Source organism: Akkermansia muciniphila (assembly GCF_018709685.1).
In the GTDB taxonomy this organism is placed as follows: domain Bacteria; phylum Verrucomicrobiota; class Verrucomicrobiia; order Verrucomicrobiales; family Akkermansiaceae; genus Akkermansia; species Akkermansia muciniphila_E.
The window spans coordinates 14,685-36,544 of record NZ_JABDHQ010000014.1 but is presented as its reverse complement, the minus strand read 5'-3'; the positions used below and the strand labels follow the sequence as shown (position 1 = coordinate 36,544).

The following is a 21,860-nucleotide window of genomic DNA, read 5'->3' as shown; positions in this document are numbered from 1 at the left end:
CACGGAGCGCGGCTCAGGAAGAGATGCGGAAGCGGATTTTAATGCCCGCCTTGCGCCATTTCTGTTCAATCTCCTTGGCCAGCTCCGCATAGCTGCGGCCGTCCAGGAGGAGTTTCTGCGCTTCCTTCTCCCTGGCGCCGGACTGGATGGCCTTCATGTAATTCTTGATGCGCTGGCCGTCCCCCTTGCCGTCCATGTGGTAAAAATAATACGCCATCAGGGCGGCCAGCCCGTAATGCAGGTTGGCGTTCTCCCCCGTGAACTGGTCATAAGGCATGTTCATGTACGCCTCCAGGCCGGGCGCTTCAAAATCGTCCCCCAGGGCGCGGCCCCCGGTGTTTTTCTTGCCGTATTCCGTCACGCGGGCGACGATGTGGGAGCGGTTGGCCCCGAAGTTGAAACGGCCTCCGGAATACGGGGTCATCCCCATGTATTCCGCGGAACCTTCACAGAACCAGCTTGCCTGCTTGGCCTGCGGGGACATGAGCTGGTGCGTCAGTTCATGGATGAGGGTGGAGGAATCCTTGTCACGGTCAATGATGTACGTGCTCCCCATGGTCTTGACGCCCAGGGAATCAAACGGAACCAGGATTTTGCCGCGGTCTCCGGGGCGCGTGGTCCCCAGGAAAATGCCTGCCGTGCCTTCACGCCCGCCGTTCTCCAGGTACGTGCTGAATTTCTCGTACAGGTAGGCGGGGAATTTGGCGGAATCGTCGTGCGGAGGAATGTTGCCGATGGGCAGGGACTTGTTCGCCAAGTGGGTGGCTTCAAACAGAAGCCCCAGCCGCTTGATCATGCCCGCGCCCAGCCGGGCGTCGCAAATAAAGCGGAAATGGGGCGTTTCATAAATATACTCCCCTTTTTCCTCCTTGATGGTTTCCACCTTGAAATTGTCCGGGCATTTGACGGTCCGGGGCCACGGCAGGTGGTAATTGTCCGCGGGATTGGCGGAGGAGCTTCCCTTTCCCTGTTCCGCAATGAAATCCCGGTCTCCTTGGGAAAGCTGGGCCAGGGGGATGGAGACGGTCTGGCCGCCGGAACGTTTCAGCACGGCTTTCTGGCCGTCCAGCTTGACGAACTCGGCTTCCAGGCTTTTTCCCTGGACGCTGGTCCAGGTGCGGCCCTGGGCCGTGGAAAGGAGGGAGAGGGAGCACAGGGCTCCCGTCACCAGGCAGAGGCGTGCGGTATTCTTCATCAGGCGGGGTGGGGGGTAGGGAGAATTGAAGCTGTCAGCGCTGGGGGCGCGGAAGCGTCAGGAGCAGCAGGCCGCAGAACAGCATCAGGCAGCCTGACGCCGCCAGCGTGGTGGTCAGCGGAACGCCCTGGTCCTTGAACCATCCCCCGAAGAAGGAGATGAGGGCGCCCACACCCGCGGACGTGAGGTTCAGGAGGCCGTAGCCGGTTGCGGAATACCGCTCGTCAATATGGGAGCGTAGCACAGGCATGAGGGTGGCGTCCAGCGATCCTTGCGCCAGCCCCTGCGTAGCGACCAGCCCCAGCATGAGCACGAGGGGTACCGCAATGTCCCAGCCGAAGATGCCGGGCAGCAGCGCCAGCACCACCAGCGGGCCGGAGATGGTGAAGGTGATGCCGGGCACCAGGGCGCGGGCGCGCTTGTTGCGCTTGTACCACATGTCCGCCAGGATGGCGCCGCCCAGCACGGCCACGTACTTGGCTACGGAGCTCCACAGGGTGGCGGCGGGGCCGGCCTCCGCGGAGGAAAGCTGGTATTTATCCTGCAGCAGGGTGGGGTACCAGGTGAGCAGGAACCAGTTGCCGGCGCCTGCAAACGCCACCACGGCCAGGAGCATCCACATGGGGCGGCCGCTCAACAGGCTGGAGAGGACGGCTCCGGTGGAAAGACTGGAGGCGGGTTCCTTGATGGCCTGCTCGTCATTGTCCACATTGATCAGCACGGTCTTTTCCTCCGGCTTGGAGGGCTTCCGCGCCAGGGCCGTATCCGCCGGGGCCCTGCCGGGGTCTTTCAGGAACAGGATGAGGACGATGGCGTACGCCACGCCGATCAGGCCGAACAGGGCGAAGGTCATGCGCCAGCCCGTCCATGACGCCATGGTGGCGCCGAAGCCCGCTACGGCCATGCCCACGTAAATGCCGCTCATGTGCAGGCCCGTGGCGATGGAGCGCGTGCTGCCCCGGTGGTAGTCCGTAATCAGGGCCAGGGCGGCGGGAATGTAAAAGGCCTCACTGATGCCCATGGCGCCGCGCGCAATGAGCAGGGACGTGTAATCCTCCGCGTGGCCGGTCCACCACGTGACCACGGACCAGACCACAAGGGAGCACAGGATCATCAGGCGGCGGCTGTAACGGTCCGCCAGAAAGCCCCCCACGGGGCTGAGCAGGGCGTAAATCAGCAGGAAGACGGAGGTAACCATGCCGAACTGGGCCTCCGTCTGCGGGATGTCCCGGACGATGGGTTCATGCAGGGCGGAGAGAAGCTGGCGGTCAAAGTAATTCAGCATCACCACGAACCACAGGACGATCACGGCCACCCAGGCCCACAGGCCGGGCCTGGTGTTCGGGTCCGTGACGGCGGAGACGTTTTTAACGCCGTGGCGCATGGCGGAGACGATGATGATGGCCATCACGATCACGGTCAGGATGAGGACGGCGTAATCCACCATGCTCATTTCAAAATGGTAGCCCGCAGTGGCGGAGGCGTTCACGGCGGTCCGCACCCCCGGAGCGGTCTCCCCGCTGATGGTCATGATTTCTGTCCCCTTGACGATGGCGGGCGCCGTGGCGATGCCGACGGGCCATTCCCCCTCATGCGTCCAGGTGTTCTTGATGACGTCATAGGCCAGGATGTCCCTGGACTGGACCACGGGTTTGGACGCGTCCGGCGCGTTGCCGCGCTTGTCCCCGCCGATCAGGAGGATGGCGTTTTCACGCACCGGGGCCGGTCCTGCGGCGGCGGCCACGGGCGTTCCCGGCCCGGCGAGCGGCTGCTTGCTCATGGCGCCCCACTCGGAGGAATTGTTGGACGTCATGTTGTAATCAATCAGGTCGGAAAGGTACGTTCTGGCGATTTCTCCGGAGGCGTCTTTGGAAAGGGTGCAGCCGCCCGCGATGAACAGCGTGCCGTCACAAATGGCGGCGGTGGAAAGAATGCGGCCCGGTCCGTGGAAGGGCGGCAGCTGCTGCCACTTCATTTTGGCCGTATCCGGCGTGGTATCCAGCATGTAAATGGTGTTGAGCGCCGCTTCCGGCTGTTCCGCGTCCCGTCCGCCGATGACGAACAGCTTGTTCCCGTGGAAGGCGCAGGCGGCTTCCGTGATGGGAACGGGGAGGGGAGGCAGCTTCTCCACGGAACCGTCCGCCTTGATCAGCAGGGCGTCCGTCAGGATGCCTTCCGCGTTATGGCCGCCGGCTGCCGCCAGCCCCTTGCCAATACTGCCGAAGGCGGCATAACCCAGCGGAACAGGGAGTGTTCCGGCCTTGCTCCATTGGCCGTTGCGGAGTTTGAAAATATCCTGGTAATATACCTTGGGGCCGCGTTCCTCCGGAGTGGCGGCGCCCGGCGCGGCATGGGGGAAGTTGGCCCCGCCCGCGGCAATGATGGACTGGGTGCCGTCATCCTCCGTAACGGTTCCTGCAACCATGCCGGCGCGGCCTACCGGGTCCGGCAGGTCCGGAATGGTTCCGGCGGGCTGGACTTCCACGGAAAAAGAGGCATTCGCGGCGGGGGCGGCAATCAGCACCAGGGCGGCGAGAGCGGAGCCCCAGGCCCTGGAGAATCGGGTAAGGTGACGTGAGAGGTGCATATGCTGGGAAATATTGTTTGGGATGGGAGGAAAAATCAGGAAAGGGTGATTCCCCACACTTCATGGGAACGCCTGCCGGGTTTAAGTTCCCCGTTTACGGCGGCAAAACCGCCCTGCCACGCACAGCACGGAAGTACCGCCCTGGGAGCCGCGATGGGACCGCCGTCGTGCCAGGTCATGGAAGCCGTATCCAAGCACAGGGACTGGTTGTTGAAACCGGGATTGGTTTGCGGGGTGTACTTTTTCCCGGAGCCGTCGTCCCCGCCAAGCAGGTAAATCACCCCGGACCGGGAAGCCGGGGCCGGAGTGGGGGCTGCTGCAATGGCGTAAGGCATCTCCGGCAGGCGGGACCAGCCGTGTTCCGGGGTGAAGCTCCAGGCTTCCGCCAGCAGTTCCCTGGCCTGTTTGCCGTCCTGCTCCTTCAGGCCGATGCCGCCCAGCACGTAAAGAACTCCGTCCACTGCGGCCATCTGGTGCAGGAAGCGGCCGCGGCCCGGCAGGGGGGCCAGCTCCTGCCAGCCCCGGTCCGGTTGGCGCGCGTCCAGCATGAACAGCCGGTTGGTGCAGTCCTGTTCCCCCGGGCGTTCACAGCCTCCCGTCAGGTAAACCTTTCCGTCCAGAACGGCGGCGGCCGTATAAGCCAGGGCAATGGGGAGGGAGGGGAAGGAAGTTGCGGTCACCGCGCTGTTTGCCGCGCGCAGCAGGTAAACGTCTTTCCGGTGGCGTGACTTGTCACACCCGCCGATGCAGAGCAGCCCCTCTTCCATGCTGGCGGAGGCTCCGTAAGCATAGGGAAAGGGGAGCGTTCCGGCCTCCGTCCAGGCTGCGGCCCCTGGCGCCAGCGTAAAAATGCGGTCCGTCCACGTTTTGGAGCCGCCTTCAAGCATGGGTTTATCCGGAAAATTGGTGCCTCCGGCACAAATCATTGTTTCTCCGTGGGTTCCTGCATACATGCCGGCGAAACCTTCCGGATCGGGAAGAGAGGGTAGGGGGCTCCAGGATGAAGAATAAAGACTCATACGAATATAAAGGATTCGCGTAATGCTAACGAAAAGCGGGCCGCTGCGCCAGAATTAACCTCTGGTCCTATTTTTTTTGAATAAATTCCTTCCCCTGCGCCTCTTACCAACGTAGAAGGGGAGAATCAAATGAAGCATGGAACCTGTTTTTTACTGTTGTGCGTCCTGTTGCCCGCCGCTCTGGCGGAAGACATGACCCTGAGGTCCGGAAGGGTGCTTAAGGATGCCAGCGTGGTATCCTCCGGGGATGACTTTGTCAGCGTCCAGTACACGGACGGCGTAGCCAAGGTCCCGTACAAGGAACTGACGGACGACCAGCAAAAGGACTATAAGATGACGCCGGAAGAGGTGGAGGCCAGGCTGGGCCAGCGGCGCCTGGAGGATGCGGCGCGGAAAAAGAAGGCGGAAGAGGCCAGGAAGGCGGCAGATGAGGAAGCCAGGAAAATCCGGGAATCCCTGTCTGAGGCGGAACGCCACCCCCGCTATCTGGAAGGGGAGGACATCGCCCGCATGTTTTTACTGATGGGTGAACTCACCAAGGTGGAAGCGGAAGTCATGGCCCTGCAATGGAATGCCCTGGAAGCGGACCGTGTGGGGCTGCCGGAGGAATCCCGCGTCTTCCGCGCAAGGGCCGGAGCGTATCAGGACCAGGTAAGCGCCATCCGCAAAAAAAGGGAAACCGCGGAACAATACTGGCAGGACCTGGAAAAGAAGTACCTGGCCCTGAAAGACGGAACCCAGAAAAAAATTGCGGACCTGAACAAGCAGGTCTCCCAGCTGCAGGGGGAAGTGCGGGACGTAGCCAGCCAGCCGAGAACGGAGCGCATCATCGTCCCCCCGATCATCAGGACGTGGAACTATCCTCCCCCTCCCGTGATTATCCGGCCCCTTCCTCCCCGTCCGCCCAGGCCTTACCCCGTTCCGCCGCGTCCCGTTCCCATCCCCACCAAGCCCAACATGCGCGTGGGGTAGTGGCTGTTTGCCGGGACTCCTCCTCTTTTCTTCCGGCAGCCTGCGGGCGGTTTCCGGCACGGGCGGCAAGCCTGCGGCTGTTCCGGGAGGTGATGCGGCGGACTGCGGAAAAGCCTTCTTTCCTGCAACGGGGAAGGTCAGGCCCCAGGCAGGGGGAACAGCTCCATGCGGCCTGCGTTAAAGGTGGCCAGGTGGCGGAATCCGGCCTGGCGGGCCAGTTCCGCGGCCTGCTCAAAATCCCGGCCCACATCCTCCGGCTTGTGGGCATCTGAACTGATGGTAAGGGGAATGCCCATCTCCGCCGCCATGTTCAGGAACTGCGCGTCCGGATACTGCTCGGCGCACTTGTTGCGCCAGCCGGCGGTATTAAGTTCCAGGCATGCGCCGGATTCCCGGATGGCTTCCAGCGCAGGTTCATAATAAGGGCGCAGGTCTCCGGCAGGACGGAACCCGAATTTCTTGATCAGGTCCGCATGGCCCATGATCTGGAACAGGCCGGAGGCTGCCATGTCCCGGTAGCGTTCCCAGTACTGCGTCCAGGCGTCCTCCACGGCCGTCCGGTTCCAGAAATCCATCTTGTAGGGATTGTCAAACTCCTCCTTCTCCCCCAGGTAATGGACGGAGCCGATCAGGTAATCCCACCCGTGCAGGCTCCGCAAATGCTCTATCCATGGCTCAATGCCGGGGAACCAGTCGCATTCCAGCGCGGTGCGGACCGTCAGGCCGTGCGGTGCGGCGAGTTCCCGGGCCTCCGCAAGCCAGTCCAGGTAAGCCGGCATGTCCGCCTGCTTCATGCGCCAGTCGTCAAAAGGCTCGCTGGGCATGGGGGCGTGGTCTGAAATGCCGTACTCCCGCAGTCCGGCGCGCACGGCTGACTGCACATATTCCTGCGGGGTGCCGGAGGCGTGCAGGCACAGGGGGGTATGGGTATGGTAATCGCAGTACATGGGGGAAAGCCCATGTTAGCACGGCGGGGCGGCCGGTTCAATCCGGAGGACGTATTTGCCGATTATTTGCCGTCTTTGACTTTATGGGTTGATTTTATGGACAGGATTTTTTAGAGTCGCGTTGAATAGGACACGTGACATATGAGTGACTGGCAAGGCTTTTCCCCGCTGAATGATTTCACAGGACCGCTCCTGGACAACCTGAAGCGTCATCCCAAGCGCATTGTTTTTCCGGAAGGGGAGGACGTGCGCGTGCTGCGCGTGTCTGAGCGCTTCGTGGCGGAAAAGGCCGGCGTGCCCATTCTGCTGGGCCGCAAGGAAGTCATCCGCAGAATGGCGGAAATGAACGGAATTTCCCTGAAATTCGTCCGCATCATTGAACCGGAAAAAAGCTCCGACCTTCAAATGTTCTGCGACCGCTATGAACGCGCGGAGCAAATGTTCGGCAACGGGCTGCCCATGAACACGCGTGAAATCGTCGCCGAGCCGGTCCACTTCGCCGCCATGATGGTCCTTTACGGCCAGGCGGACGCCATTGTGGCCGGGAACATGAAAAGGGTGGCCTCCGTCTTCCGCGCCGTGAACAAATACCGGCAGGACCCCGTTCCCACCAAGCCCCTCTTTGCCATCTCCATTGTGCTGGTTCCCGAATTTGCCAGAAAATTCGGCGGCCGCGGCATCTATTTCCTGGCGGATACGGGCGTGACGCCTGACCCCACGGTGGAAAACATGGCCTACTTTGCCGTGGAAACGGCTAAAATGGCCCGGCACATGCTCGGCAAAAGCGTCCGTGTCGCCATGCTGAGCGCGTCCACGGACGGCTCCGTGCCGGAACTGGCCGCGGACCGCACCAGGGCCGCTACCGCGCTGGCCCGGAGCATGGTGCAGAAAGAATGCCTGAACAATGAAATCTCCGTGGAAGGGGAAATCCAGATTGACGCCGCCCTGTCGCCGGACTCCTACAGCGTGCGCGTGCACCGCAACTCCATGCTCCAGCCCAGTGACGTGTGGGTCTTCCCGACCCTGGATGCGGCGGACATCTCCAAAAAACTGATCTGCATGATGCCCTCCGTGTACAACTACGGCCTCATTCTGGGCGGGCTGCTCTTCCCGATCGCCCAGCTTCCGCGGTTGACGGATGAAGACCGGATGTTCGGCACCGCGCTGGTAGTGGGGAATGAAGCCATCAAATTCCACCTGCTGTATCCGCAGGGGGTTGCTCCCCTTTATTGATGGGGCGCGGCGCGTCCTTCACCAGCAGGCGTTTCTCCTTGCGCACGGCCAGCTTGCCTCCGGGCAGGGAAGTGCGGGAAGGGCCGTCCGTATCCAGGATATTCATCACCCGGAGCACCGCATCCTCCGTCAGATTGGGAACATTCCGGCGGCGCAGGTAATCATGGACGGCGCATTGCCTCAGCTCCGCGGGGAGCCGGTTCACCTTAGGCAGGAACAGGCGTCCCTGCGGGTCCGTCAGGTTCATGGAATCCAGGGCCTGGGAAAGCGCCGTGCGGATTTGGTTCTCCACCCGGCAGGCGCGTGAAAAGGAAAGGCTGGTATCCCGCCGGAACAGGGTATCCAGCCTGGGGATGATCTCATGGCGCAGGGCATTCCTGGTGTACTCCGTGGACTGGTTGCTGGCGTCCTCCCTCCACGGAATGCGGTGATGGGCCAGGTACGCGGTGATCTCCTCCCGGGAAACACCCAGCAAGGGCCGGACGACGGTCAGCCCGTTGGCCCACGTGGAAACGGGAGACATGCCGTGAATGCCGGAAGCGCCGCGGCACAGGTGAAGGAGGGCTGTCTCCTGCTGGTCGTTCCGGTGGTGGGCCAGCGCTACGAGCGCGCCCGGATGGGCTGCGGACCACTTCAGGAACAGTGCCTGCCGTGCGTGGCGGGCCGCTTCTTCAACGGACATGCCCCCGGCGCGGGCCATGGCGCGGACGTCCGCCCGCTCCCACACGCAGGGAATCCCCAGGGAGGAAGCATACTGGCGCACGAACTGCGCCTCCTCCTCCGCCTCCGGACGCAAGCCGTGGTGCACGTGGCAGGCAATCAAATTGCACCCCTGCATGCCGGACAAGAGGGAAAGAAGAGCCATGGAATCCCGCCCGCCGCTGATGCCGGCGAGGACGGGGCGCCCGGAACGCAGAAGCTCCGCAGACTGGCTGTCAAAATGGTCCGGTGTCAACATCATGCCGCCGCCAGTGAAGCAGGAAAAAGGAATAAAGAGAAGCCTGCAAATAAAAAACCCCGTTTTCCGGAAAGGAAACGGGGTTGGAAAACTGTTGGAACAAGCCTTACTTGTTGAGCTTGGGCTTGCCGCCGCTGCGCCGGACGGAGCCGAAGCGCTTCTGGAACTTGTCAATGCGGCCTTCAGTGTCCACAAACTGGTTCTTGCCGGTGAAGAACGGGTGGGAATCGGAGGTGATACCGCAGGAAACCACAAAATGTTCAACCCCGTCAATAACTTCCGTCTTGGGGGAACGAACCGTGGAATGGGTGATGAAGCGGCGTCCGGTGGTAATGTCAACGAAGACCACCGGATTGTACTGGGGATGAATATCTTTCTTCATGGTGATGTATTGCGTTTCCGACGCAAGGGGAGCACCAGTATAGGCGCGTTTTATTGCATGTCAAGCATCCCCGCATAAAAATGCGGAAGTCTGTGAATGACGGTGGACGGACTTGCCCGGAGAGCGGTTATGGGGATGATGGAACGGAAAATGGAGCAGGTGCTGAAGAGACCCCCCTGGTGGGCGTGGTTTTCCCTGATGGGACTGGAGATTCCTTCTGCAGCCATTGCGTGGGCTTTTGCCGTCAGCCAGTCCCATCTGGTGGTAGTCTCCTCTCCCTGGCTGTACCAGTTTCTATTTGTGGCCGTCTGGTGCGTCAACATGCTGGACCGGGTCATGAAGGTATTCCGGGGAGGACCCGCGGTGTACTCTGACGAATGCCTGCTGTTTGCCAAAAAACACTGTTTCGTCATCTCCCTCCTCATTGTGGTGGCCGCCATCACGGGACTGTGGATCATGTTCTTCCAGCTGGGCGTGGTCATCTTCCAATTCGCCCTGCTGCCGGGTATTTGCAGTTTGCTGTTCCTGTACTTCTCCACTAATCCGCACAAAAAGGGAATCCTGTCTTCCGCGTTTGTCATGGGGTCATTCTTTGCCTCCGTCTCCTTTGCCACCGGCGCCGGAATCCCTGCCTACTTTTACGGCACCATGGGCGGAGGGTGGAGCGGCCAGTTATCCACGCCCACCTGGTATCTGGTGGCCCTGGTCATGCTGAGCATGTTCAGCCGGAGGAGGTGGATAGAAGAAGATGATGAAGAGGAGCAGGAATCCGCCGCCCGGGACATGGTATCCCTGGTCTGGATGGGAGTGATTGTCATTTACGTGGTCTTCTGCCTGGCCGCGGCCGCGCGGGAATACACCGGGGATGCGTGGATCTATTACGGCCTGGCCATGGCGGGAGTATTCATGTTCGTGCTGGACAGGTTGAAGAGAAACATGCCTCCCCTCATGCTGTACACCCTCTCCTGGGTGGCGCTGATCTTCCCGCTGGTGCTGAGCGGCATTCTGGCCCAGGCTTCCTCCTGATTGACCGGGAAGAACTTCCTGCTGCCGGCCACGGTAAAACGCAGGAAAATTGGAAAAATGATATTTTGTGGTTGCAATACCGGAAAGGCGGTGCTAGATTCTGCCCCGCAACCACGTTCTGCGTGCAAGCAAGTGGCTCGGTAGCTCAGTCGGTAGAGCAGGGGATTGAAAATCCCCGTGTCGGCGGTTCGATCCCGTCCCGAGCCACCATTTTTTTCTCCCAATTTTTTAACCCCCCTCCTTTTTATACGGGAAGTAGCTCAGCCTGGTGGAGCGCCTGCTTTGGGAGCAGGATGTCGCAGGTTCGAATCCTGTCTTCCCGACCATTAATAAAGCTTGGAGACTCAAAAATTATTGGATTTTTTGAGGATTGCATGCGGAAATGTTCTCTATTCCTAATCAACAGGAAATGAATGGAAGAATTGTTTTAATTTATTATGGGAGAATAAGTTGAAAAGTTTGAAGTATGCGGGGTGGCCTTTCAGCTTGAAATTCGAGGGATGCAGGGCACAGTAGATGCGTGAGTGAGAGTCGGCAGAAGACATCAGCTTTTTCCTGGCTGGCGGGGTTGAGGTGGTCGTTTGGCGGGTATGTGGTAGGGACGCTTCTTGCGGCGGGGGCAGGGGCGCTGGATTTTCCCATGCTGGCGCGGGTGGTGCTTTTGGCGGCGGCGGTTTGTTTTGTCGTGTCTCTTGTTTGTGCGGGTGCGTGCGTGCGGAGCAGCAAGGCGGCCCGGTGGTACTTGCTTCTTGTACTCGTGATGATGTTGGTTGCGGTTCTGTTCGGGCGCGGTAGCAATTAATTGGTCATCTGTATATCTTTTGATTGACCGCGTGTGAGCGTATGTATACTTTCCCGGCATGTCCCTTCGATTTTTGTCGAGTCTCTCTCTTGCGGCCGGTGTGGCCGTGATCGCCCAAGCGAATACCCAGCCTTATCCGGATTCCGATTCCTCAGACGGTTATGATACCGGCTATTATGCGGAAGCCTATTCCGGAGGGTACAACAGCTCTCCCGCTCCGGTAGGGGAGACCGCTTCCAAGCCCATTTTTCCCACGCAGTCCTATTTTGAACTGCTCGGCCCCATGGATTCCAGAAACGGTCATGGGAGCGTGAACGTGCAGAACTGGATGACGGACCTGAATCTTTGCCGGATGTCCAGCGGTTCCTGGGGCTTTTCCGCCACGACGGCCCTGCGCCTGAGCTGGTTCAACGGAAAGGGCGCGGATGTGATGGATGTGGACCAGCTGTACACGGTCTGGCTGAATGCGACTGCCTCCTACAAGCTTACGGGGAAGACCCGCCTGGTTTTCGGCGTGACGCCGCAGATTTCCACGGATTTCGATACCTGGACAAGCCATAATATCTTCTTTGGCGGGCATGCTCTCCTTGCGGGGCCTCTGAACGACCGGTTCAGTTACGGTATCGGCATCGGGTGTTATCCGCAGCTGGGGGATTACCCGCTCCTGCCTCTTATCCAGTTCGAGTGGAAAGCAACGCGCAACTGGATACTCCAGCTGGAAGGCGCACGCCTTTCCTACATCAATAAAGTGAGCGAAGGCCTGACGTGGGGGCCGTTCGTTTCCGTGGTTTCCGGTACCTGGACGATTCACCATGACCGCCGCGTCCGCCAGTTTGAGTGGATTTCCGGCGTGGCCGGCGTAGGCGCGGAGATAGGGCTGGGCCGCTGGGGGAGCGTGCATCCCCGCATCGTGACGGACGTGGGCTTTTCCTTCGGGAACTCCGGCACCATCAAGACCAGCAACGGGAGCCATGAACTGGAGAAGTACCATTACGATCCCGGTTTTTACCTGCGGGCGGGATTGCAGTTTGATTTTTGATCGGCCAACAGGATTAGCGAATACATGACAAAGGCTCCCGGAGCATTCAGCGCTCCGGGGGCCTTTTTGCAAGGATGCTGCGTAGAACCGGGATCATGCCCGGGCGGCGTTATTATGCCTCTTCAATGGAGGGGCGCCCCACGGAGTGGTATTCAAAGCCCATGGCTTTGATGTTGGCCGGGGAAAGGATGTTCCTTCCGTCAAAGATGATGCGGTTGCGCATGACGTCCGCCAGCTTCTGGAGGTCCGCATTGGCGTATTCGCTCCATTCCGTGGCGATGATCAGCACTTCCGCGTCCCGGGCGCATTCATACATGTCTTCCACCAGTGTGACGCCCAGCGGTTCCAGGATGGGGGCGGCGGTGTGCATGGCTTTGGGGTCCGTGGCGGTGACTACCGCTCCCTCCTTGCGGAGTTTTTCACAGAGTTTCAGGGCAATGGATTCCCGGATGTCGTCCGTGTTCTGCTTGAACGCCAGGCCCCAGACGGCAATTTTTTTATCCTTGAGCACCCACAGGCGTTCCCGTATCTGGTCCAGGAAGTGGATGTGCTGGGTGTTGTTGATGTGTTCCACCTCCTCCAGCAGGGTGAAGGGGATGCCCAGCGTGCGGCTGATGTTGATGAAAGCCTTGACGTCCTTCGGGAAGCAGGAGCCGCCGTATCCCAGGCCCGCATTGAGGAAGTGGCGGGAAATGCGCTTGTCCATGCCGATGCCTTCCGCCACCAGCTCCACGTCCGCGCCCGTTTTTTCACAGACTTTGGCGACGGCGTTGATGTAGGAGATTTTCAGGGCCAGGAAGGAGTTGGCCGCGTGCTTGATGAGTTCCGCGGAGTTGACGTCCGTTTCCAGAATGGGGGCCAGGATGGGCTGGTAAACGCGTTTGATGACGTTCATGGCGCGTTCCGAGTTGGCGCCGATGACGATGCGGTCCGGGTGCAGCAGGTCATCCACCGCGCAGCCTTCCCTCAGGAATTCCGGGTTGGAGACGATGTCGAATTCCACGCCGGGGCCTGCATAGCGCTTGATGGTCTGGCGCACTTTTTCCCCGGTTTTAACCGGAACGGTGGATTTGTCCACAATGACCTTGTAACCCATTTCCGGTTTCAGCACCTGGGCTATTTCCCGCGCCACTTTTTCAATGTAGGTCAGGTCCACGGAGCCGTCCGTATTGGGAGGGGTGGGCACGGCAATGAAGATGACTTCACTTTCCGCGATGGAATCCGCAATGGAGGGGGAAAATTCCAGCCGTCCCACGGCCACGTTTTTTTTCACGAGTTCTTCCAGCTTGGGCTCGTAAATGGGAATGGACCCGGATTGGAGGGTGCGTATTTTTTCTGTATTATTGTCCACGCAGATGACGTGGTGGCCCATTTCCGCAAAACAGGTGCCCGTGGTAAGCCCCACGTAGCCACTGCCGATGATCGTTAAATTCATGGTGTCAGTGCAAATATATGGTAAAAAATCGGTTGCCTTAAAGGATAGGGGCTGCGAGGCTGATGTTCAAGCATAATGGGGAGAGGATTTTTTCTGTCAAAATAAAAAGTTCCTGATTGAGCGCCTCTCTTCCGTGTGATATAACCACGACCAGACAGAAAAGATCTGTTTATTTTTAATTTGAACGTTATGAAAACACCTATCACCGTTACCGTTACAGGAGCCGCCGGCCAAATCGCCTATTCCCTGCTGTTCCGCATTGCTTCCGGCAGCATGCTGGGACCGGACCAGCCGATCAACCTGCGCCTGCTGGAAATTCCCCCGGCCATGAATGCACTGGAAGGGGTGGTAATGGAACTGCGTGATGCCGCGTTCCCGCTGGTCAATGAAATCGTTCCCACTTCCGATCCGGATGAAGCCTTCGCTGGCGCGGACTGGTGCCTCCTGGTAGGTTCCGTTCCCCGCAAGGCAGGCATGGAACGCAAGGACCTGCTGGACATCAACGGCAAGGTGTTCATCGGCCAGGGGCAGGCCATCGCCCGCAGCGCCGCCAAGGACGTGCGCGTGCTGGTCGTCGGCAACCCCTGCAATACGAATGCCCTGATCGCCATGCACAACGCCACCGGCGTTCCCGCCGACCGTTTCTTCGCCATGACCCGCCTGGATGAAAACCGCGCCAAGAGCCAGCTTGCCGAGAAGGCCGGCGTCCATGTAACGGAAGTGACCAACATGACCATCTGGGGCAACCACTCCTCCACCCAGTATCCGGACTTCACCAACGCCAAGATCGGCGGCAAGCCCGTGACGGAAGTCATCAAGGATACGGAATGGCTCAAGGGTGACTTCATCACCACCGTGCAGCAGCGCGGCGCCGCCATCATCAAGGCCCGCGGCGCTTCCTCCGCCGCCTCCGCGGCCTCCGCCGCCGTAGACACCGTCCGCAGCCTGGCTACCCAGACCCCGGAAGGCGACTGGTACTCCGTGGCCGTCTGTTCCGATGGCTCCTATGGCATTGAAAAGGGCCTCATCTGCTCCTTCCCGGTCCGCACCACCAAGGACGGCGGCTGGGAAATCGTGCAGGGCCTCCCGATCGACGCGTTCTCCCAGGAAAAGATTGACGCCACCGTCAATGAACTGAAGGAAGAACGTGACGCCGTTTCCTCTCTGTTGAAGCATTAAAGTTGATTTGCTCTTGCGCCGGGCTTCCCTTTTCCGGGAAGCCCGGTTTTTTTGTGCCCGGGAACCTCCGTAAGCCTCATTTTCTGCGGGACAGAAGTTTCCCGCCATGTTAAGAAGGAGGATGGACGCAGCGTCCGTTTATTTATGGATCAAGACCGTATATTATACCGGGGGGAGGCGTTCACGCTGACCGGGAATTCCGTGCGCCAGGATGCCGCGCACTGGGCGGAAGTGCAGCCGGACGGGCAGGTGAAGACGATGAAAAACGGCCGTTATTCAGAATGGCGCATCCTGCCGGAGGCCGGAAATGCCCCGCATTACCGGGGAAGCTTTGAAGTGCTTAACAAGGCTTACAGCCTGGCGCTGAATGAGGCCTCCTCCCTGCTCAACGGGGAGGGGACGTTCCGTACAGGCGCCAACTGGCCCACCGTGTGGACGCGGGATATTTCCTATGCCACCCACCTGGGGCTGGGCCTGTGGAACGTTCATGCCTGCATGAAGAGCCTGAATGCACGGGTGCGGAACGGGGAGGTGGAGCAGGACACCGGAACGGGCGGCTCCTGGCCCATTTCCTCAGACCGCGTGGTGTGGGGAATGGCCGCGTGGGAGGTTTACTGCCTCACGGGGGATGCCGGCTGGCTGTCCCGTTCCTGCCGCGTGCTGGAAAAGACATGCCTGCGGGATGAAGAGGTGCTTGCGGCCACAGGGGGGCTGGTGAAGGGGGAGTCTTCCTTCCTGGACTGGCGGGAACAGAGCTATCCCGCGTGGATGACTTCCGCGGACATCGGGGATTCATGCAGCCTTTCCACCATGGTTCTCCATGCGGAGGCCCGGCGGACGCTGTCCCGCATGTTCCGGGAGCTGGGGCAGGAAGAAAAGGCGCGGGAGTGGGAGGAAAAAAGCGCGGCCCTCTCCGCCGTGATTGAGCGGTTTTTCCGGATTCCGGAGCATGCCCTGTACGGGCAGTACCTGTATGGGCGCGGGTATCCCGTGCTTTCGGAAAAGGTGGACTCCCTGGGCAATTTGCTCTGCGTGCTTCTGGGGCAGGCGCACGGTTCCCATGCCGCCGGCATGGTGGCCGCCCTCCCCCACTGCGTTTACGGCATTCCCTGTTTCCACCCCCAGATGCCGGACGGCGTGCCCCCCTACCATAACCGCGCCATGTGGCCGTTCCTGGAGGGGTATTATGCGCAGGCCGCCGCCGCGGTGGAGAATGAGTCCGCCCTGGCCCTGGCGTTCGCCTGCATGGTGCGCGCCGCCCTGCTGTGCGGTACCAACAAGGAGAATATTCTTCTGGAAACGGGGCTGGATGAAGGCCTGCTGCTCAGTTCGGACAGCCAGCTCTGGAGCATTGCCGGGATGCTGGGCGGTTTTTACAAGGGGCTGTTCGGCATCCGCCTCCTGCCGAATTCCCTGGAATTCCGTCCCTGCGTTCCGGAGTCCTTTGAGGGAGTCCATGAGTTGTCCGGGCTGGAATACCGCGGCATGACGGTAGACGTGCGCCTGAAGGGCCGCGGGCGCCGGATAGCGCGCTGCCTGGTGAACGGGCAGGAGGGGCGCCCGGTGCTTTCCGCAGACATGAAGGGCCGTGTGCTGGTGGAGCTGGAACTGGTTCCGGGAGAGGAAAGGGCGGGGCAGGTGAACCTGGCCCACATGGGCGGCAGCCTGGCGGCTCCGGAATGGAAGGCCAGCCGCCACGGCATCGCATGGGAGGCCGTGAACGGCGCGGATTACTACCGCGTTTACCGGAACGGCATTCCGGTGTCCCAGACGGAGCATTGCCATTACATGCCTTCTCCCAGCCGGGGGGACGTGTATTTCCAGGTGATGGCGGTTGCGCTGGACGGCAGGGAGTCCTACCTTAATGAACCCAATGATTATCCTTCCGCGGATTCCCGCATGGAGACGCGCCCCTGCGGGCTGAGCGGGGATGAGGTCTGGTTTTCCCGCGTTACGGAGTCTCCGGACGCCCTGTGCTATAACGTGAACATAGACCGGCCCGGCGTGTACCGGGTGGACGCCTTTTTTGCCAACGGCACGTATGACGTTTCAGACGGGAATACCTGCGCCCTGCGCAGCCTGTACCTGAACGGACGGCGCGCCGGAACGCTGGCTTTCCCCCATACGTCCCGCTCCGGCAACTGGGAGTATTTCATTTATTCCACGGCGGTGGAGGCGGTGATGACGCCGGGCCCCTGCCGCGTGGAGGTGGTGTACGACGCTTTTTCCAAGAATATGAACCGCCTGGTGAATGATATGGTGATAAAACACCTGCGCTTTACCCGTATATCCTGACATCGGTTCATGGATCTTATGTCAAAACGCCTTTTTGTCTTGTTGCTGGCCCTGGGGGCCGGCGTGTGGAACGCTCCTGCCCGGGAGAAGGAGGAGGCAGCCGCCTCACAGCCTCCGGCCTCCGCTCCCGCGGAGGGGGCGGGTTTTACCCGACTGCCCGTGAGCTGGACCGTGAATCCCCGGGATGCCGCCACGGCCCGCGCCGGGTGGAAGGCGCTGGAAGCCTTCCATCAGGGCAAGCCCAGGTCCTCCAGAAAATTGCACGTGGTTTACGTAACGTTTAAGGACAGACCCGCGCTGGACGGATACCGGGAACGGTATGACCACATCCTGAAAAACATCCAGGCTTATTACGCGGACCAGATGAAGGCCAACGGTTTTCCCCCGCTTACGTTCCAGCTTGACCTGGATGACCGGGGCAAGCTGGTCATCCATGATGCCTATGTGGACAAGCCCATGAGCGAGATGAACGTGCAGAGCTCCGGCCCCGTCTCCCGTGAAGCCGCCAAGAAAGTGCTGGCGTCCAAGGGGATTGACATGGAAAAGGAGCACGTGCTGATCGTTTGCCAGCTTCCGGACGGCGTAGGGCCTTATTACGGGGGCGGCTTCAGCCACCAGGGAACGGGCTGGACCTGTGACCAGGAGGGGCTGGACCCCGCCAGCTTCCTGGATACGGAGATGATGCAGGGCGGCCGCTTCAAGGTGACCAAAGGAAAGAACGCCACCATTTACATCGGCGGCACGGCCCACGAACTGGGGCACTCTTTCGGCCTTCCCCATACGGGCAACGGATGGGATTACCCCGATGCGGGGGATTCCCTGATGGGGCACGGCAATTCCTCGTACGGCAATGAACTGCGTAACGAGGGGAAGGGCGCTTATCTGGCCCCTACGGACGCCCTGAAGCTGGCCAGCGTGCCGCTGTTCAACGGGGTGGAGACGGAGCTTCCCGCTGACGCCTCCTACGGGCGCATGATCGGCAAGTACGTTCCGGGGTCCTATGAGCGGCTGGAGGCCATTCCCGTCAAGGACGGCCTGCGGCTGAAGGGCCGGGTACGCCTGACGCGGCCCGCTTACGGCATTGTGGTTCATCTGGACCCTCCCGGCGGTTCGGATTATGATTCCAATGCCGTGGGGGCTTCCCTGAATGAAAAGGGAGAATTTGACCTCACCATCTGCCGGCCCGGCTATAAGGGCGGCTTTATTGAGATGCGGGTGGCGGTGCTGAATTGCGACAGCACCCGCAGCATGATTACACTGCCCGTGTGGATGGATGCGCAGGGCGCCAAGGCCCCGTCCCTGGCCCAGGCCGTTTACTTCGGAGACGTGCAGAACCTGTGGATACGCGGCAACATGAATGAGGCCGGGAAAGCCCTCGCAGAGGTGGAGCGCAAGCATGGCTCCCGTCCGGAGGTGAAGGAATGGCTCCCCATCTGGAAGCGTGCCCTGGAGCGTCAGGACCCTTCCCTGGAGGCTACCCCGGCCCAGATTCCGGCAGAGACCGCCAGCGTCAGCCTGAATGACTGCAAGCCCTCCGTGGCGCAGGTGGGCTGGGCCGTTCCCCTGTGGGACGCCCTCTTCCCGTCTGATCTGGGGCCTGTGCCCTTTTTCCGGACGATCGGGAAGCCGGACCACTTCATCCTGGCGCACGCCCCGGCCGTCTTTTCCTATGACCTGGATGGCCGCTGGAAGGAATTCCGCGCTGATGTGGGGCTGCCCTTCGGCTCCCACGGCAGCGTCAGGTTCGGCGTGTATCTGGACGGTAAAAAGCTTGTTGAATCCCCCGTGCTCAAGGACGGTTCCTCCATTCCCGTGAAGGTGGCTGTGGAGGGCGGCAAGAAGCTGGAAATCCGCGTGGATGACGCCGGAGACGGCAATGCCGCTGACTGGGGCATCATCGCCAACGGCGTTCTGACTCGGTAAATTTCTGCTCCACTGGCGGAGAAATGTGACATTAGGCTTGTCTTTTGTCCTTTCTCATAGTGTTCTGTGGACTAGCCATGATTGGGATGAATGCAAAGCTATGGGGTGCGGCGGCTCTGATTGCCGGAGCTCCCCTGTTTGCAGAAACGCCCGCGGGGCAGTCCCCCGCTCCCTCACCCGCCAAGACCGGGGAGGAAACCCCGCGGGAGGAGATGGCGGGAAATCTGCTTTCCGGCACGCTCATGCCGCAGATCCCTTCCAATATCTCCATCACCAATGACGGCCCCATCAGGGTGGAGAAATCCAGGAAGGTCATTTTTGAAGGCCCGCGCGTGCACATGGTCGCGGATACGGGAGTGGAAGTGTTTGCGGATTACGCCCAGGCGGACCTGGACCAGAACAAGGTCTTTCTGAAAGGCAACCTGGCCATTTACCAGAGTGACAGCAGAACGCGGACCAACAGCCTGATCCGCGCCAATACCGCGGAATTTGACTGGAAGAACGAGGTGCTTCTCACGGATGCCATCAAGGCGAAGATGGAAGGCCTGATCCTGCGCAGCGGGAAGTTTGAATCCCGGAAGGACGCCGCGGGCAATACCTATCTGGAAGCCCTGGACGCATCCGTTACGGCGGAGGACGTCAGCGACCCCCTCACCTGGATTTCCGCGGACAGGATACGCGTTTATCCGGAAGACAGGTTTTCCTTCAAGAACCTGACCCTGTATTACGGGGGCGTGCCCTTCTTTTACTTTCCCTACCTCAGCCATTCCCTGAATCCGGAAGTGGGCTACCTTCCGTTGCCCGGCATGCGGTCCATCTGGGGGCCTTACCTTCTGAATGAATACGGGTTCCTGATGGGCAAAAAATGGTCGGACAACGGCATGCCCTCTGCGGACTACCTGGGCACCCTGCATCTGGATTACCGTACCCGGCGCGGCTTTGCCTACGGACTGGACATCCGCGACGTGCTGCTGGAAAAGGATTGTCCGGACATGACGGGGCTCTCCTTTTACAAGACCCATGACAAGGGGGTGAAGATTAACGCCGGGGACGATGAATCCCGGGAAGGGCTGGATCCGGACCGCTGGCGGTTCGCGCTCCAGCAGATGTGGTCCCACCGGGTAAACGGACGCACGGACTGGCGGCTGAAGGCCAACGTCAACATGCTGAGCGACGAGTACATGCTCCGTGACTTCTATCCGGAAATCTACCAGCGCAACTCTTCTCCGGATAACACGGTGCTTCTCTCCCGCACGGATGACACCAATGATTTTTCCCTGCTGCAGCGTTTCGTTCCCAACAACTTTTACATGGCGGACCAGCGGACGGAGTTCAGTTATGAACGCATCAAGTCCCCCGTTTTCCGTTCCCCCGTCATGTATGAAAGCCGCACCAGCTTCGCTTTCCTCAAGCAGTACGTCCCCCCCTTCATGAGGACGGAAATCCGGGACATGCTGGACTATATGGAGCCCGGAACCACCTCTTATGATTACTGGGCCCGCATGCTGATGACGGACAGTTTCAGCCGGTTCCACTCCTACCATGAGATTTCCGCTTCCCAGAAAATCATGGGCTTCCTGAACGTGACGCCCAAGCTGGGCGGGGGGTACACGGGGTATTACGGCGTGGATGACTACAAGCCGCTCAACCAGGGAATTTTTTATGCGGGCACGGATGCGGATTTCAAATTTTCCCGCCGTTATTCCTCCGTGTACAGTGATTCCATGGGGCTGAACGGCATGAACCACATCGTGCAGCCCCACTTTACGCTGGCATACGTGAAGACCAACCGCCTGAATGAGCTTTACCCCCAGATAGACGGGGACACCCCCACCACCAACCCGCCGTCCCTGAGCCTGGGCCGGTACACGGAAATTGATTCCCTGCCCACGGGCCTGGTATTCCGCTACGGCCTGCGCAATATGCTGATGACCAGCCGTGACGCCAACTCCCATCGCTGGTTCTCCTGGGACGTGTTCATGGATGCGTACCTGTATGACCCGGTTAACCAGCGGGACTTTTCCAACCTCTTTTCCTTCATGCGCTGGAATCCCGTCCCGTGGATGGAATACCGGTCGGAAATGCAGGCACCCATCCTGGGGAAGGATAAGATTTCCGGCTGCCATGAATATAACAACTCCCTGCGCTTCATGCCGTGGCGTTCCACGGAAATCGTGGTTGGGCACCGTTATCTGAACCAGCACTCCCTGCTGGAAGACAGCAGCCAGCTGGATTTGCGCCTCCTTCAGCGCTTTTCGGAAGCCTGGGCCTTCAGCGGCAAGTGGCGCTTCTCCCTGTTGGACGGCAAGCTGGACATCCAGGAATACAACGTGTACCACAATATGGGTTCCTGGTACCTGGGCGTGGGCGCGTTCGTGCGCAAAAACGGGAATAAAAGTGAATTCGGCCTGGGCATCAGCTTCACGATCCAGCAGACCGGGGACTACATGCCGGTCAAGTTCCTCTGATTTCCGGAAGAGGGTGTTTCCCCTGTACTTCGCGGGGGAGGCCATGTGAAGTTTTCCTAAGTGGGGCAGGGGGGATTTCTCCGGGATTACAGGCTTTGCAAGCTCTTGTTCCCGCCAGCGCGGCCATCAGGAAACACGGTGGAAGGGAAATATACCGTGGTTGGCAAGGAGCCGCCAGCTGGGAGCGGAGGCCTCCCGGCCTTCGCATTTAAATCTCTTCCGGAGCAAAGCGAGGGGCTTTGCTTACAAGGGCTCCGAGGGCGTTGCCCCAGCAGCACGGCCATCAAAAGGCGCGGTAGAAGGACAATACGCTATGGTTTGAACGGGAACCTCCAACCGGGAACGAAGGTTTGGTTCGTGCCTCTTTCAGATTCACTCACCCTGCGGGCTTCAAGCTTCT

15 protein-coding genes and 2 tRNA genes are annotated in these 21,860 nt (G+C 60.2%); 10 read left to right on the top strand and 7 right to left on the bottom strand.

The window, feature by feature from the left end; genetic code table 11:
* Positions 1–13: 13 nt before the first annotated feature.
* From HHJ06_RS09515 to HHJ06_RS09505, 3 genes are read right to left on the bottom strand one after another with little or no spacing between them, the layout of a single operon-like run.
* The gene (locus HHJ06_RS09515) at positions 14–1,195 is read right to left on the bottom strand and encodes a hypothetical protein (protein ID WP_215429105.1); all 1,182 of its coding nucleotides are present in this window, start codon (positions 1,193–1,195) and stop codon (positions 14–16) included.
* A gap of 34 nt (positions 1,196–1,229) precedes the next feature.
* Entirely contained in the window at positions 1,230–3,782 is a 2,553-nt protein-coding gene (locus HHJ06_RS09510) for an MFS transporter (RefSeq protein WP_215429103.1), read from the bottom strand.
* Positions 3,783–3,817: 35 nt separating this feature from the next.
* Complete coding sequence (locus tag HHJ06_RS09505) at positions 3,818–4,708, bottom strand: hypothetical protein (RefSeq protein WP_215429101.1); 891 nt, start codon at positions 4,706–4,708, stop codon at positions 3,818–3,820.
* A 285-nt stretch (positions 4,709–4,993) separates the two neighbouring features.
* Here HHJ06_RS09505 and HHJ06_RS09500 point away from each other — a divergent pair, with 285 nt between their 5' ends.
* Positions 4,994–5,773: a hypothetical protein gene (locus tag HHJ06_RS09500; protein ID WP_215429099.1), complete on the top strand. Its 780-nt coding sequence runs from the start codon at positions 4,994–4,996 to the stop codon at positions 5,771–5,773.
* Between the two features lie 137 nt (positions 5,774–5,910).
* Here HHJ06_RS09500 and HHJ06_RS09495 read toward each other — a convergent pair whose 3' ends face one another.
* Complete coding sequence (locus HHJ06_RS09495) at positions 5,911–6,720, bottom strand: histidinol-phosphatase (RefSeq protein WP_215429097.1); 810 nt, start codon at positions 6,718–6,720, stop codon at positions 5,911–5,913.
* A 141-nt stretch (positions 6,721–6,861) separates the two neighbouring features.
* Between HHJ06_RS09495 and HHJ06_RS09490 the strand changes: the two genes are divergently transcribed.
* Positions 6,862–7,953, top strand: a complete 1,092-nt coding sequence (locus HHJ06_RS09490) for a phosphate acyltransferase (RefSeq protein ID WP_215429095.1) — start codon at positions 6,862–6,864, stop codon at positions 7,951–7,953.
* Here the strand turns inward: HHJ06_RS09490 and tilS are convergent.
* Both tilS and HHJ06_RS09480 read right to left on the bottom strand, forming a co-directional pair.
* Positions 7,907–8,914 (bottom strand): tRNA lysidine(34) synthetase TilS, encoded by a 1,008-nt coding sequence (tilS, locus tag HHJ06_RS09485; protein WP_215429093.1) that lies wholly within the window; start codon positions 8,912–8,914, stop codon positions 7,907–7,909. The two genes, HHJ06_RS09490 and tilS, sit on opposite strands and share 47 nt — an antisense overlap.
* A 103-nt stretch (positions 8,915–9,017) precedes the next feature.
* Positions 9,018–9,293, bottom strand: a complete 276-nt coding sequence (locus HHJ06_RS09480; RefSeq protein WP_102714660.1) for a type B 50S ribosomal protein L31 — start codon at positions 9,291–9,293, stop codon at positions 9,018–9,020.
* A 135-nt stretch (positions 9,294–9,428) separates the two neighbouring features.
* On the opposite strand from HHJ06_RS09480, the gene HHJ06_RS09475 reads away from it, so the two are divergent.
* The 4 genes from HHJ06_RS09475 to HHJ06_RS09460 all read left to right on the top strand — a co-directional run bounded on the left by HHJ06_RS09475 (position 9,429) and on the right by HHJ06_RS09460 (position 12,160).
* A complete protein-coding gene (locus HHJ06_RS09475; protein WP_215429091.1) occupies positions 9,429–10,319 on the top strand; it encodes a hypothetical protein in 891 nt (296 codons plus the stop codon).
* 134 nt (positions 10,320–10,453) lie between these two features.
* A tRNA-Phe gene (locus tag HHJ06_RS09470) sits at positions 10,454–10,529 on the top strand.
* A gap of 39 nt (positions 10,530–10,568) precedes the next feature.
* Positions 10,569–10,645: transfer RNA gene (locus tag HHJ06_RS09465), tRNA-Pro, on the top strand.
* A 534-nt stretch (positions 10,646–11,179) separates the two neighbouring features.
* Entirely contained in the window at positions 11,180–12,160 is a 981-nt protein-coding gene (locus HHJ06_RS09460) for an Amuc_1434 family mucin 2-degrading aspartic protease (RefSeq protein ID WP_215429090.1), read from the top strand.
* Between the two features lie 112 nt (positions 12,161–12,272).
* Here HHJ06_RS09460 and HHJ06_RS09455 read toward each other — a convergent pair whose 3' ends face one another.
* Complete coding sequence (locus HHJ06_RS09455; RefSeq protein ID WP_215429089.1) at positions 12,273–13,595, bottom strand: UDP-glucose dehydrogenase family protein; 1,323 nt, start codon at positions 13,593–13,595, stop codon at positions 12,273–12,275.
* A 189-nt stretch (positions 13,596–13,784) separates the two neighbouring features.
* Here HHJ06_RS09455 and HHJ06_RS09450 point away from each other — a divergent pair, with 189 nt between their 5' ends.
* The 4 genes from HHJ06_RS09450 (at position 13,785) to HHJ06_RS09435 (ending at position 21,460) form a co-directional block, all read left to right on the top strand.
* Entirely contained in the window at positions 13,785–14,774 is a 990-nt protein-coding gene (locus HHJ06_RS09450; protein WP_215429088.1) for a malate dehydrogenase, read from the top strand.
* Positions 14,775–14,918: 144 nt separating this feature from the next.
* Positions 14,919–17,069 (top strand): hypothetical protein, encoded by a 2,151-nt coding sequence (locus HHJ06_RS09445; protein WP_215429087.1) that lies wholly within the window; start codon positions 14,919–14,921, stop codon positions 17,067–17,069.
* Between the two features lie 18 nt (positions 17,070–17,087).
* Complete coding sequence (locus tag HHJ06_RS09440) at positions 17,088–18,992, top strand: NPCBM/NEW2 domain-containing protein (RefSeq protein ID WP_215429086.1); 1,905 nt, start codon at positions 17,088–17,090, stop codon at positions 18,990–18,992.
* A gap of 86 nt (positions 18,993–19,078) precedes the next feature.
* Positions 19,079–21,460, top strand: coding sequence for a hypothetical protein (locus HHJ06_RS09435; RefSeq protein WP_215429085.1), 2,382 nt, complete (start codon positions 19,079–19,081; stop codon positions 21,458–21,460).
* Positions 21,461–21,860: the final 400 nt, after the last annotated feature.